The sequence below is a fragment of the Larkinella harenae genome, from assembly GCF_054780515.1.
The window spans coordinates 2,001,105-2,014,413 of sequence record NZ_BAAGWE010000001.1 but is presented as its reverse complement, the minus strand read 5'-3'; the positions used below and the strand labels follow the sequence as shown (position 1 = coordinate 2,014,413).

Annotated in this window: 11 protein-coding genes; all 11 read right to left on the bottom strand. The window is 51.0% G+C overall.

Annotation, left to right across the window (positions count from 1 at the left end; genetic code table 11):
• Positions 1-54 precede the first annotated feature (54 nt).
• Positions 55-3,588, bottom strand: coding sequence for a carbohydrate-binding protein (locus tag ACYVH9_RS08190; protein WP_460635812.1), 3,534 nt, complete (start codon positions 3,586-3,588; stop codon positions 55-57).
• A 643-nt stretch (positions 3,589-4,231) separates the two neighbouring features.
• Positions 4,232-4,999, bottom strand: a complete 768-nt coding sequence (locus ACYVH9_RS08185; RefSeq protein ID WP_460635811.1) for a patatin-like phospholipase family protein — start codon at positions 4,997-4,999, stop codon at positions 4,232-4,234.
• 32 nt (positions 5,000-5,031) lie between these two features.
• Positions 5,032-5,877 carry an MBL fold metallo-hydrolase gene (locus tag ACYVH9_RS08180; protein WP_460635810.1) on the bottom strand — a complete coding sequence of 282 codons (846 nt, stop codon included), beginning with the start codon at positions 5,875-5,877 and terminating at the stop codon, positions 5,032-5,034.
• A 562-nt stretch (positions 5,878-6,439) separates the two neighbouring features.
• Positions 6,440-7,300, bottom strand: a complete 861-nt coding sequence (locus ACYVH9_RS08175) for a sulfate/molybdate ABC transporter ATP-binding protein (protein ID WP_460635809.1) — start codon at positions 7,298-7,300, stop codon at positions 6,440-6,442.
• Positions 7,300-7,971: a molybdate ABC transporter permease subunit gene (modB, locus tag ACYVH9_RS08170; RefSeq protein WP_460635808.1), complete on the bottom strand. Its 672-nt coding sequence runs from the start codon at positions 7,969-7,971 to the stop codon at positions 7,300-7,302. Before modB ends, ACYVH9_RS08175 begins: the two co-directional genes overlap by 1 nt.
• Positions 7,968-8,708: a molybdate ABC transporter substrate-binding protein gene (modA, locus tag ACYVH9_RS08165; RefSeq protein WP_460635807.1), complete on the bottom strand. Its 741-nt coding sequence runs from the start codon at positions 8,706-8,708 to the stop codon at positions 7,968-7,970. Before modA ends, modB begins: the two co-directional genes overlap by 4 nt.
• Positions 8,709-8,911: 203 nt before the next feature.
• On the bottom strand, positions 8,912-9,115 hold the full coding sequence (locus ACYVH9_RS08160; protein ID WP_460635806.1) for a hypothetical protein: 204 nt from the start codon (positions 9,113-9,115) through the stop codon (positions 8,912-8,914).
• 165 nt (positions 9,116-9,280) lie between these two features.
• On the bottom strand, positions 9,281-10,333 hold the full coding sequence (locus tag ACYVH9_RS08155; RefSeq protein ID WP_460635805.1) for a sugar phosphate isomerase/epimerase family protein: 1,053 nt from the start codon (positions 10,331-10,333) through the stop codon (positions 9,281-9,283).
• Between the two features lie 193 nt (positions 10,334-10,526).
• Positions 10,527-10,679, bottom strand: coding sequence for a four helix bundle protein (locus tag ACYVH9_RS08150; RefSeq protein WP_460636460.1), 153 nt, complete (start codon positions 10,677-10,679; stop codon positions 10,527-10,529).
• A gap of 115 nt (positions 10,680-10,794) precedes the next feature.
• Entirely contained in the window at positions 10,795-11,940 is a 1,146-nt protein-coding gene (locus ACYVH9_RS08145) for a Gfo/Idh/MocA family protein (protein WP_460635804.1), read from the bottom strand.
• Between the two features lie 178 nt (positions 11,941-12,118).
• The gene (locus ACYVH9_RS08140; RefSeq protein WP_460636459.1) at positions 12,119-13,255 is read right to left on the bottom strand and encodes a Gfo/Idh/MocA family protein; all 1,137 of its coding nucleotides are present in this window, start codon (positions 13,253-13,255) and stop codon (positions 12,119-12,121) included.
• Positions 13,256-13,309 lie beyond the last annotated feature (54 nt).

Genomic DNA, 13,309 nt, shown 5'->3' with positions numbered 1-13,309 from the left:
ACGAAAAAGCCCGGCAGAACCGAAGTTCTACCGGGCTTTTTCGTTGCGGTGGGCTTACTTGCCAGCCTTGATTACTTTCCGGAACGCCCGGTCATTTCCCTGTTTTACTTCCAGAATATACATGCCGGGGGCCAATCCGGAAATATTGACTCTCTCCGAATATTTCGCCGACGGTTTCTGAGTCGTCACGTTCTTGTGCAACGTACCCAGACTTCCGTTGAACAGATTAATTTCCACGGGTTCGTTGCTGGTATTTTCCAGGTCAACGATGACATGATCGACCGACGGATTCGGATACACCTGAACCGAATGGTGCAGCGACTCGCTCGTTACTTCCGCCGAACCCAGCCGGGCGTTAGCCGTGGTGGAAGTTGACGAGGTCACCACCTGATCCGAAGCGATCACAAAAATCGGCGTTTCTGTCACGGTCAGCGTGAGTTTACCGGCCGACGTGTTCAGCGTCTGCACATCGGCGGTATCGCTGGCTATCTTGGGCGTGTACACTTTTGCGTGGGTTGCCGACCCTAAATCCAGCGTGTACTGCGCCGTACGGCCCACCTCGTCGGGAACGACCAATACATACGCCGATTTGCCCTGGTATTCATAGCGATCCACAATCGGGTTGGTGCTGATCGTCTGCTTGTATTTATATTCGCCTAACAACTTGTTGGCTTGGTACAGAAAATCAGCAGCCGGTTTGCGCGTAAAATCCTGATTGATTAAGCCAGAGGAACCAAACTGCGTTGGATTCAGGAAGTTGTCATCGTACATCTGGTAGAAGAAAATGCGATCTACACCCGAGCGAGCGTAGAACAACGCCGTCCGCAGAATCCAGTCAGCCTGGGTCTGGTACTCGTTTTTGTTGCCAATTGGGATGGCTTTCAACGGGCTTCCCTGGTTGGCATCGTATCCCGTTTCGGTCACCCAAACCGGCATGTCGTACGAGTACTTATGGGCTGCTTCCACAAATTGCTGCACCACGTTTACCGCCGACGAAATTTCCGGAGCTGCTCCCCGAGTCGACAAACCGCTTTGGGACGAGTTGGAATTATCAGGATAGAGATGGTAGTTGATCACATCCCAGCACAAATCAACGGTTCCGTCAGGTTTGTAGCCCCGGTATTGTTTGCACCAGTCAATCATTCCGCGGAGGTAATCAGGCCCGGCATAAGCCGATGCAACCCCACCAATCACGACTTTTACGTTCGGGTCGGCATTTTTTACACCCACACCCGGGCCCATCGTGTTTTTGTGACCATCATAGAAAGCCGACAGGTTGGCTGCGTATTCGCGGGCGGTCTGGTACGCTTTCCGGCCCTTCCACCACTTGTCACGTTCGTTATCGCATTCGATGTATTTGATCAAGCCCAGCCCGATCTTAACGGTATTGATTCCGTCGCCGGTCCAGCGCTGTTGGGGGTTTACGCTCACCAAAGCCGGGTTCACGTTTGTATTGAAACCGTACCGCGCGATGTACTGGAACGCCACTTTTGCCTGATCGATGTACGAATGCGGATCCGTGAAATCCTTGCCGTAGCGCAGCGGTACGTTTTCCGAATCCCGCTGATCTTCCGGATAGGTTGCCAACATCCAGCCGGGCAACGTCTTCAAACAGGCCAGTACTTCAATGCCTTCCGTTTTGCACCGCTCGTAAATGGCATCGTAATTCCAGCCGCCACTGTGCGTCGGGTTATACGTGTATTTTCCTTCGTTGGCTTCTAGTTTTTCCCAGTCGATGTAGTGCCGAACTCCGCGGAAGGCTTTCACGGCTTTCATTTTTGTCTCATCAATCCGATCCGGAATCCGCCCATCGATAAAGTCCCATTCAAACGCGTTGACTCCCATCATGTTTTTCAATGGAACCGATTTCTGCGGAACCGGGGTGTTGGGCACCGTGGTTGGCGTGTAGCTACCATAAAGCTCCATTTCGGTGGGATATCCCCACCAGGCATTCAACACCAGATACCGGGCGTTGCTGATGGGCACATCGAGCATAAACCGTGCATCACCGGTTGTTGGACGGGTTGGGTACGGCCCCACCCAGTTGTTGTATTCCTGCCCCGTGAAGGTAGCAATGGGGATTCGCTCCCACTGATCGGTAATGATCGACAACGTAACCGGGTTATCAACCATTGTGCCAGCTCCATCGTAAAACCGAATGCTTTCAATCTTCATCGTTTCACCCGGCAGCAGCGGATAATATGCATCGAAATTGTTCAGAATCTTTCCGTAGCCCGTGTTCACTTCGGCCTGTGTATTGCCGTCAAACAGTCCTTCTAGCCCATTGTTGACATTGTTCAGTTGGTACCAGCGCTTGGCTTCGATCGGGATTTTAACCGCCGTAGACGAAGTGGGTGGTGTTTGGGACGGATGCACCACGATCGTTCGCACTACATTTTCAGCCGCAGCAAAGGTGGTATTCCCTGCCTGCGATGCGGTGATGGTCGCCGTTCCGGCGCTAAGAACCGTGGCTTTCCACGATCCGGTCGAATTGGAAACCGACACAACCGAAGCATTGGAGGAAGCAAACGTAATGGGTGTTTGGGTGTTCGTACTGCTGGCCACCAGATTGAACGGTGCATCACCCACGGTTTTATCCGTCAGGGAAGCAAACGTAATAACGGCGGGATTCGTAACGGGCGCCGACGACTGCCCGATTTCCAACCAGTTAAAATTCCAGTCGCCTTTCACGGCATACACGCGCAGCACCTGACTTCCAGCGGGCAGCGAAGCCGTGCCACTTACGGTCGACCAGTTCTGCCAGCTGCCGGTAATAGGCACCTCCACGGTGGTCAAAACCGTTCCGGCTGCGTTCCGCACTTCAATTCGACCTTCTCCCCATTGCTTGGCAATGCGAAAATTAAACGCATAAGTACCCGCCGACGGCACATTGACGTTGTAATCCAGCCAGTCGTCGTCGTTAATCCAGCCCACGCTCAGGCCCCCGCCGGTATCCATCGTCGTCTCGGTCTGGATGCCATGCATCGCGGCATAGTTCTCCGCTTCGATTTTGCCTGGTACCGGGGTTGCGGCTTCAATCTTGAACCAGTTGAAATTCCAGTTACCGGCTTTTGCGAAAATTCGTAAGGTTTGTTCACCAGCGTTCAAATGCGCCGTCGTGGTAATGGTCTGCCAACCTTGCATACCGCCGGTTTGTGGCACATTCAGGGTTGTCAAAACCGTTCCATTGGACGTTTTGAGTTCAATCTGGCCATTGCCGTAGCTGTTTGCAATCCGGAATTTAACGGTATAGGCCCCTGCCGAGGGTACATTGATCTGGTAATCCAGCCAATCATTGTCGTCAATCCAGCCTACGTTCTGTCCTCCCCCCTCATCGGCGGTATTCTCCGTCTGAATACCCTGCATACTGGCGTAATTTTCGGCTTCAATCTTACCCGGAACCGGTGTAAAAGCCAACAACGGCTTGTGCGCAACCAGCTTATCGGTGTTGTTATTCAGCCAGATTGAATAACCCTGACCGGTATTTTCGCCCGGTCTTGCAGACACGAATGGAATCCGTTCCTCGGCCTGAACAAAGGGGGCAAACGGGATAACTAAGCACAGCAGTGACAGTAGAGTTTTCTTCATAATAAATTCCTGAAATGGAGCGATAAAAAAACGAAATACACGTTACAGGGAGTTAACAAAGAGGGAGGGCAATAAGTAGTTAATTGGAGTTTCTGTATCAAATATACTCCAGAAATAGCAATATAGTTTCACCCTTTTTACCGATTAAAACCACTGCACAATTACCAGACTTGTAAAATATTTCTGCTGTTTTTAAGTATAGCAACCTCAGAATTGGAAAATTTTAATTGAACCTTAAAAAAAGAAACTGAAAAAATAGGCAATTATTTCTGCTACCCGATTTCGCTTTTTTCCAGTTAAATTATTTTTTAATCTCTTTTTTGCCGTATTTTAATCTCGTTAGATCGGAACCGCATCATCAAAAGGTAAAAGAAGCGCGACTCGAACCCCTATTTTTGCCAGCTACTCTGGCGTAAAGGTCGTAAAGCAGGTGCAGTAACCTTTTGTGAAGCTGCTTAAGTAGTATTCCGGAATCAAAAACGATGCTTTGCAGTTTGCCAGACAAGAATAGACTCAAATTGTGATTAATTGGTACTCAAAAACGCCCTATTTCCATTCCATCAGAATAGCTTCTATACCTTATAGATAAGGTGTCTTGAAATTGGCAGCATAAAGCAGCGAATACATTACGCAACCGCTGCGGCTATAGGGAGGATTCAATTACTTTTACGAGCTGCGGTTTGATGGATTGTAAGTGCTGGTACCCTACCCGAAAAAGCTCGCGGGCCCGTCGCCAGTCGAATACATCATACCCTTTCAGCTCGGGCGGTTCGATCAACAGATCACACTGGGCTAGGCGCTCCTGTGTCTTGCTGCGAACGGCCAAGATCAGGCTTCGTTCCAGAACGCCCTTGATCGAGGTCAGGGGTTTACGTTCGGCAAATGGATTGCAGTGACTTCCGATAATAAAGTTTACTTTGTCGGCAATAACTTCAACTGGCATGTTGTTCAACACGGCCCCGTCCACATATTGCCGCTTGTTGATTACATAAGGCTCAAAAATGCCGGGTAGACAGCAGGATGCCAGAACCGGTCGAACCAGCTCTCCGTTATCGAAAACCGCCAGACAGCCATCCGTCAGATTTGTAGCAACCACGTGCATGGGAATCTGTAACCCTTCAAAGCTATCATGGGGCAGAAATTGGCGATACAGCGATTCGGCTTTATCCAGCCGCAGCAAACCCATTCGGGTAAAAGCCGGGCGAACATGCCGGTAAAAAGGGGTCGTCTCAATAATTTTCAGTATTTCGTCGGGCGTGTACCCGTGGGCGAACAGCGATCCGGCAATAGCGCCTGCACTCGTTCCGGCAATCTGCTCCACCACCAACCCTTCTTCTAACAAGCCCTTCAACACCCCTAAATGCGCAATTCCTCGTGCTCCGCCCCCGGAAAGCACCAAGCCTACTTTCATACCGATGGCACAGTTACAATCTTGTTATAAACTCATTTTCTATGTAGTAACGCAGAAAGTGGGCCTTTGTCACGAATTCGAACCCCTTTATCCGTCATTTCGACCGTAGCGGCTTCCACAACCGGATCGTGCTCAAACACCAGAATCCAGTTTTCGGCAGCGGCCCGTTGCAGCAAACGGGCCTTTTCGTCCATCGTCAGCAGCGGCCGTACGTCATAGCTCATAATCCACGGCAAAGCAATGTGGGCCGCCGACGGAATCAGATCCGCTACATAAGCAACCGTTTGTCCACCAACCCGCAGAATTGGCAACGCCATTTTCTCCGTATGCCCATCGACCAGCTCCAGCTCCAGATCAGGCAGTGCAAAATCGTGTTCGTCTACAAACCGCAATTGGCCACTTGCCTGCAATGGCTCGATATTTTCGTTCAGAAAAGAAGCCTTTTCGCGCGGGTTGGGCAGAGTTGCCCATTGCCAGTGTGCGCTGTGGCTCCAGTACGTTGCCACCGGAAAAGCCGTCTCCAGACCGTTGCTGGTTCGCCGAACCGCTCCGCCCACGTGATCAAAATGCAAATGAGTCAGTAAGACATCCGTAATATCCTTCTCGGAATAGCCCGCCCGACGAATCGACTTGGTCAGCGAGTCTTGGCCGTGTGGTTCGTAAAAGCTAAAAAACCGGGCATCCTGCTTATCGCCTAAGCCCGTGTCCACCAACACCAGCCGATTCCCGGCTTCCACCAGCAAACAGCGCATTGCCCAGGTACAAAGGTTGCGTTCATCCGCCGGATTGTGCTTGTGCCAAAGTGATTTAGGAACCACCCCAAACATGGCACCACCGTCTAACTTAAAGAAACCGGTATCAATTGTCTGTACTGTCATCATCATCAAAAAAACCAAATTTTTGAACAAATAGCCATGAGCGCCCTCTATTTCGGGTTATTTTTCAACCATCGCCCACAAACGGCGTTATCTTTACTTCATATAATCCATTTTCTTTATTAAATGGTATACAGAACTTGTATTTACCAGACATATTTACTACCTTTGGAACGTATTTGAGTACTTAACGTGTATGAACATATTGAATTCTTCTTCGACATGGCTTGTTCTTGGCCAACAGTGTCATTGAGTTTCTGTGTTTTCACGTTCGATACTCATCTATACCCATTACAGCATTATTTTTACGCGACTTTATACGAACGTTCCTATTCTTTGTGGTGATGCAAAGAGTTTAACGATAAATTTTTTCGCTTGCAAATAAGTGATCAATCGGAAAGTCTAGTATAGATGTTTCATTTTGCTACCTGCGGTTTGCCGACGGAGCGATATGAAATGGTTATACTGATCTTTTTAAGCCTTACCTCTAACCAGGTAAGGTAGGTAGGACAGAGAAAAATGGTAGCAAAAATCCCCGTATTTTCGGGGATTTTTCTTTTTCGGCCTATTCCGACTGCTTGGCAACGATTTTCGTTGAATCGATCGGTACTGTCACGGTATCACCAATGCGCCACGGGATGGCGTCGGGCGTTACCGGAATCGAGACAATCGTTTCGTCAATCTGGATTTGGACGTAGGAGGGCGTTGGCTCCGGATCGATATACGTGACCCGCCCCGACACGCCAACGCCCAGAGCGGAAGAAACCGCAGCTTTTTTTTCAACGGAAAACGCCTTTCCCTGCCTGATTTCGAGTAGCTCATCGGCCACCCGCTGAATATCTTCCTGCTGGTGGCTCACTAATACCGTAGTCGTGCCAAACCGTTGATGCAGACGCACCAGCTCCGTCAGCAACTGCGCCCGGGTTTCCGGATCTAAGGCCGAAAAAGGCTCGTCCAGCAGCAACAGATGCGGACGACGGGCCAGCGCTCGGATCAACGCTACCCGCTGCCGTTGTCCTCCCGACAACGTAGCGGGGTGTCGGTCGGCCAGCTTGGTCAGCCCGACCAGTTCCAGCAATTCGTCCACGATAGTATCCCGCTTTTCAGCCGCATATTGGATGTTTTGACGAACAGTCATATTCGGAAACAAAGCCGCATCCTGAAAAACCATACCAACCACCCGCTGCTGCACGGGCAGGTTGATGTGCCGTTCGGTATCGAGCCAAATCTGCTCACCAAGCCGAATAACGCCTTGTTCCGGCAACGTAAGTCCCGCCAGAATTCGCAGTAATGTCGTTTTCCCCGAACCAGACGGCCCGTACAATCCCAGTAAACGGCCGGTTTGTACCGCCAGTTCAACATCAAGAAAATCTGGCCCACTGGCAAACAGCAGGTTCATTCGGGCGCGCAGTTGGAGCATGGACATCAAAAGTGGACCCACCTTTTATTAATGGCATAAACGGCCAGCAAAATACCAAAGGAGACGGCCAACAGCAACAATGCGTAGGCGTTTGCCGCATCGTAATGCAGCAATTCCACTTCATCATAAATGGCCACGGATGCCACCCGGGTCTGGCCCGGCAGGTTGCCGCCAATCATCAACACCAGCCCAAATTCACCAATGGTATGGGCAAACGAAAGCACAACACCGGTGAGTAACGACGGTTTTATATTGGGCAGCAAAACGCGAAAAAAGGTCTCCCTGGGTGATTTTCCCAGTGTGTAAGATGCTTCTCTGAAGGAAATGGGCAGGTTTTCCAGTCCTGCCTGGACCGGATGAACCATAAATGGCAGGCTGTAGAAAATGGAGGCTACTACCAGCCCTTCAAACGTAAATAACAAGCGGACATCAAACCAGGCCAGCAGTTTCTCCCCCAAAAAACCTGTTGGGCTAAATGCCAGCAGGAAATAAAACCCAAGCACCGACGGCGGTAGCACCAGCGGCAGGCTAATGACGGCTTCGATGAACGGCTTGGATCGCAACCGGGTGAAAGCCAGCCAACCCGCAACCGGAATGCCCAGGAAACACAGCAACACGGTGGTGATGGTTGCCAGCCGCAACGTAAGCAGCAAAGGTTGCCAGTCGAAATTGGTCATTGGCGGGAAGGCAGTTGATACCCGTATTGACGGAAAATGGCCCGGGCCTCCGACGAAAACAAATAATCGTAGAATTTCCGGGCGGCAGGTGAAGCGTTTTTGAGCAATACCACGGCCTGCGCGATGGGCCTCGCTCCTCGCACTTCAGCCCATTTGCCCCGGCCCTGCAACGACGGTTCGAGGACCACCGACTTCGCCGTGAAACCCGCTTCGACCGCCCCCGAAGTCAGGTATTGATTCACCTGCGCAATGCTTTCGCCGTATACGATCTTTGGCCGTAAACCGTCTACTAGCTTTTGAGCAGTCAGCACATCGATAGCAACACTGCCGTAGGGCGCGGTTTGGGGGTTCGCAATGGCAATTTTAGTAACTCGTTTGTCGTTCAGAATCGCCAGCCCTTTTGAGGGATCAAGATCGGCCCGCGTCCAGAGTACCAGCAAACCGTTGGCATACACCCGAGGCTGGGTTTGGGCTAGCCCCGCTTTGAAAACCGCTTCGGGATAATCGGTATCGGCCGACAGAAAAACGTCGAACGGCGCACCGTGTTGAATCTGGGCGGTCAGCTTCCCCGATGAGCTTACAATGGGTTCGATTGCAAGACCCGTTTTCTGTTCAAATCCCGCTTTGAGCTTTTCTACCACAAATTGCGCATTGGCCGCCACTGCCACCCGAATTTTCTGGGCTTCGGCGATCCCGGCCAACAGAACAAGGAAAAGAAGAAAAAACCAGTGGCGCATTGCAAATCGTTATGGTTTTTCAAATATAACGAGATCTGGCAGAAATGGATGGATTATCGAAAATTGGGCGCTATTTACTGAGCTTGAGGGAAAATCATTTGCAGCTTCAACCCATAACTGGGATGAACCCATGCCGGTTTCGGAAAAGTGCGCCCTGAACCTGCCTGAACTGCTACGGCAGGAAGGGATTGAATTGTAAGTTTCTACCGTCCCGGATTATACCGGGCTGCGTCGACGATGGACCAGAGGTGAATGAGCCAGCCCAACAGGAAGAACCACAGCACACCCGCCAGAACAAATTGAACAATTGCGATCAGCAGGCGTCCCTGCAACAGCTGACCTAACCCCGGAATGAAGAAACTACATAGGGCGGCTAAAACATTACCTCCCGATCCTTGACCTGCCATTGTTTCTAATGTTTACCAAGTACAAGCCTGCCCAGCGGTGTGTTCAGGCTTTCGATTAGCGTTGTATAGCTACAAACTAACGGAGGACGGATCCGGTTTAAAATTTGGTAAACGGCTTGGCAACGAACTGGAAAACCACCTCCTGCCAAGCCGCTCCCCGAAAGACTATAATCCTAATACTTTCTTGTTGAACTCCTCATCAGCGCCCGTTCCGGCAAAATCGTCGAAAGCCCGCTCAGTTACCTGAATAATGTGGTTTGCGATAAACGGAGCCCCTTCGGCTGCGCCCTGTTCCGGGTGTTTGATGGCACACTCCCATTCCAGAACCGCCCAGCCGTCGTAATCGTACTGCGACAGTTTGCTGAAAATCCCCGCAAAATCGACCTGGCCATCGCCCAGTGAACGGAACCGGCCCGCGCGTTCTACCCAGCCCTGGTAACCACCATAAACGCCCTGTTTGCCCGTTGGGTTAAACTCGGCATCTTTTACGTGGAAGGCATAAATCCGGTCGTGGTAGAAATCAATAAATTGCAGGTAATCCAATTGCTGCAACACAAAGTGGCTCGGATCGTAGTTGATCCCCGCTCGTGGGTGGCCATTCACGTGATCGAGAAAGGTCTCAAACGTGATACCGTCGTGCAGGTCTTCGCCGGGGTGCAGCTCATAACCGACATTTACCCCGGCTTCGTCGAACGCGTCCAGAATCGGCGTCCAGCGTTTCGCCAGTTCCTGGAAAGCGGTTGTCACCAGCCCTGCCGGACGCTGTGGCCACGGATACACAAACGGCCACAACAGCGCTCCCGAGAAGGTGACGTGCGAAGTCAGGCCCAGGTTTTGGCTGGCTTTCGCGGCCCACTTCAATTGCTGAACAGCCCACTCCTGCTGCTCTTTCGGTTTGCCCGCCAGCTCAGCCGGACCAAAACCGTCAAACATAGAACCGTAGGCCGGGTGAACCGCTACAAGCTGCCCCTGCAAGTGCGTTGAAAGCTCGGTAATCTCCAATCCGAGATCGTTCAACTTCCCTTTCAGATCGTCGCAATACCCTGCGCTTTCGGCGGCTTGCTTGAGATCAATCATGCGCGGATCCCAGGTCGGAATCTGAATGCCTTTGTACCCCAGATCAGCCATGTATTTGGCGATCGAATCTAATGAATTGAAGGGTTCAGTATCACCCAGGAATTGTGCCAGAAAAATGGCGGGCCCTTGAATGGTTTTCATATTGTTTAGAATTTTGACCGGGTCGCCGGTGCGATGAATGAATGAGTGAATGATAGAATAAGTGATTAATCAATTGTTTTTTCGGGTGTCAGAAAGAACTTTCACCATCTCCGTCGCTTCGCGCATCAAGCTTCAAAGCCTGTGGGGCGACATAATCTTAGTTTCAGATAAAATTTCCATCCAGAACAGTGCTTCATGCTTTTTCAAATGTGACGCTTAATTTAGCGTAGAATTCAGCCTTGCTTCGAGCCCGGCAATTGACCTCTGTTGAAGACGCCGATCTCAAAATCTGTTTACCCATTATTTGAGCCTCGTTTGCATTTGGCAAGGCCTGAAAAAACCGCACGCTTCTCAGCACATACGGCTTCGTTCTTCGCTAAATGCTTCAATGAATTCCTTTTTATCCGAAGCCGATGAAAATTCATCCGTTATCACTTATTCTATCATTCACTTATTCAAAATTAAACTTCAACCCATGCTTGGTTGCGGTTGGATTCCAGGATGCGCTCGCAGATCAACAACTCGCGGTAACCGTCGGCAAACGTCGGGTAGGTTGGGTTTTCGGGTTGCTTACCAGCCGCAATAGCGTCGTATACCTCCCGGAACATCTGCTTTGAGGTATCGGGAAAACCTTCGTTGTGACCACCGGGGAATGAGATCACGGAACGGGCTTCGGAATACATCAGCGACGGGTCGCGCATCAGGTTTTCGTTGTAGCCGTCGCGGTTACCAATCCACATTTCGTTTGGTGCTTCCGAGTTCCAGGCAAACGTTTTTTTCGAACCGGCAATTTCCAGTTTCATCTGGTTTTTCCGACCGGCTGATACCTGCGACACCGTGATGACTCCTTTGTTACCGTTGTCAAACCGCAGCAGCACATTGGCGTGGTCTTCGGTATTGATGGGCACATCGGCGTAATCTTCCGGCCGTAGCATCATGCCCGAATACGTTTCAACGGGACGAAGCGGTTTTTTACGGGTTTTATGAATGGTATTGAAATCGGCCAGAACCGCTACGGTTTTCAGGCCGGTGATGTATTCCAGAATGTCCATCAGGTGCGAGCCGATGTCGGCAATGGCCCGCGAATCGCCCGATTTGTCGGGCTCCAGCCGCCAGTTGTAATCCGTGTCGTAGAAAAGCCAATCCTGCAAATACGATCCAATGACGGAATACACCTCACCCAGATCGCCTTTCTCACGCATTACTTTCATCTGACGCGCCAGGGGATAATACCGCAGGTTAAAGTGAACGGCATTAACCAGACCGGTTTTTGCGGCCAGTTCCACCAGTTCTTCAGCTTCTTTGAGGTCTTTGGCTAACGGTTTTTCGCAGATAACGTGCTTGCCTGCTTCCAGCGCGGCTTTCGACTGCGAATAGTGCAGGAAATTGGGCGTACAGATGTGAATGCTCTGAATGTCGTCCTGCTTGAGTAATTCGTCAAAGGTGTACGAACGGGCAATACCGAGCGAATCCGCTTTTTGCCTGGCCAGTTCAGCCGTGACTTCGCAAAGAGCCGCCACTTCCACGTTCGGAAGCCGACGCAGGGCTTCAATGTGCGCCGGACCAATAAAGCCCGTACCTACTACACCAACTTTTATTTTTTCCATTTGTGAGATTTGAGTATGTATTTTAAGATTGGAATAAAAGGTTAAATCAGAGGGTATTCATGAACGTTATTTCGCGGAGCTGAGCAAGTCAGTGTTTAGCAGAGCCGCAGCGTTCCCGCCGGGTGGCCCCGTCTGTTAATCTTGCGATAAACTCGGCGAAATAACGTTCACGGAAGCATTATTCCACAAACTTCGTCCACTTTTCGTCGGACTTGTTGGACTTAAGAACCGTCTCAATAAAGGCTAATCCCCGAACACCATCCTCGGCGGATGGGAAATCGGCGTAAATCGGGTCGGGTTCTTTGCCTTCCAGGGTACTCCGCAGGGTAATCGCAAAGTTGCGATACAGGTTGGCAAATGCTTCGAAAAAGCCCTCCGGGTGACCAGAAGGAACCCGAATGTGCGCCTTGGCCGCTGCCGAAAGCTGGCCCACACCCGGTCGAAAAACCCGTTTGCCTTCCTGTGACTTGTAAATCAGCGTATTGGGCTCCATCTGATGCCATTCCAGTCCGCCCAGTTCGCCGTAAATCCGGATGTTCAGGCTGTTTTCTTCCCCGTTGGCAATCTGGCTGGCGTGCAAAACGCCCTTCGCACCGTCTTCAAAATGCAGCAGCACATTTCCGTCGTCGTCCAGCCTCCGTCCTTCTACGAAGATGGTCAAATCGGCGCAAAGCTCCGTGATTTTCAAGCCGGTAATGTACTCCGCCAGGTTTTCAGCGTGCGTTCCGATATCACCCATGCAACCCGCAGCGCCCGACTTTTCCGGGTCAGTCCGCCAAATGGCCTGCTTATAATCCGTTGCCTCTTCCAGCGTTGACAGCCAGCCCTGCGGGTATTCCACTACCACCTTGCGGAGCTTGCCCAGTTTGCCACTGCGCACCATTTCACGCGCTTCTTTCACCATCGGGTAGCCCGTGTAGTTATGCGTCAGGCAGAACAGTTTACCGGTTTCCTTCACAATACGCGCCAACTCCCGGGCTTCTTCCAGATTGAGCGTCATCGGCTTGTCACAGACAACGTGAAAACCGTTCTCAAGCGCCATTTTGGCGGGCGGAAAGTGCATGTGGTTCGGCGTCACGATCGACACAAAATCCATGCGTTCACCTTCCGGTAGCTCTTTTTCGTTTAGAATCATGTCTTCAAAGCTGCCGTAAACACGCTCTTCGGGCAGGTAGAGAGCATGTCCGGTTGCTTTCGACTTTTCCGGGTTAGAGCTGAATACGCCACAAACCAGTTCGATCTCACCGTCAAAAACGGCAGCCCGGCGATGAACGGCCCCAATAAAGGCTTCGAGGCTACCGCCAATCATGCCCATCCGCATTTTTCTGTGCGCCATAGTATAAACTGTAGGTTTAATTAGGATTGTTGA

What these genes read in the sequence shown, in the direction of transcription:
- ACYVH9_RS08145 (WP_460635804.1), bottom strand. Translation starts at nt 11,940, where the DNA reads ATGGAAAAAATAAAAGTTGGTGTAGTAGGTACGGGCTTTATTGGTCCG.
- ACYVH9_RS08140 (WP_460636459.1), bottom strand. Translation starts at nt 13,255, where the DNA reads ATGGGCATGATTGGCGGTAGCCTCGAAGCCTTTATTGGGGCCGTTCAT.
- modA (WP_460635807.1), bottom strand. Translation starts at nt 8,708, where the DNA reads ATGCGCCACTGGTTTTTTCTTCTTTTCCTTGTTCTGTTGGCCGGGATC.
- ACYVH9_RS08185 (WP_460635811.1), bottom strand. Translation starts at nt 4,999, where the DNA reads ATGAAAGTAGGCTTGGTGCTTTCCGGGGGCGGAGCACGAGGAATTGCG.
- ACYVH9_RS08175 (WP_460635809.1), bottom strand. Translation starts at nt 7,300, where the DNA reads ATGTCCATGCTCCAACTGCGCGCCCGAATGAACCTGCTGTTTGCCAGT.
- ACYVH9_RS08155 (WP_460635805.1), bottom strand. Translation starts at nt 10,333, where the DNA reads ATGAAAACCATTCAAGGGCCCGCCATTTTTCTGGCACAATTCCTGGGT.
- ACYVH9_RS08190 (WP_460635812.1), bottom strand. Translation starts at nt 3,588, where the DNA reads ATGAAGAAAACTCTACTGTCACTGCTGTGCTTAGTTATCCCGTTTGCC.
- ACYVH9_RS08160 (WP_460635806.1), bottom strand. Translation starts at nt 9,115, where the DNA reads ATGGCAGGTCAAGGATCGGGAGGTAATGTTTTAGCCGCCCTATGTAGT.
- modB (WP_460635808.1), bottom strand. Translation starts at nt 7,971, where the DNA reads ATGACCAATTTCGACTGGCAACCTTTGCTGCTTACGTTGCGGCTGGCA.
- ACYVH9_RS08180 (WP_460635810.1), bottom strand. Translation starts at nt 5,877, where the DNA reads ATGACAGTACAGACAATTGATACCGGTTTCTTTAAGTTAGACGGTGGT.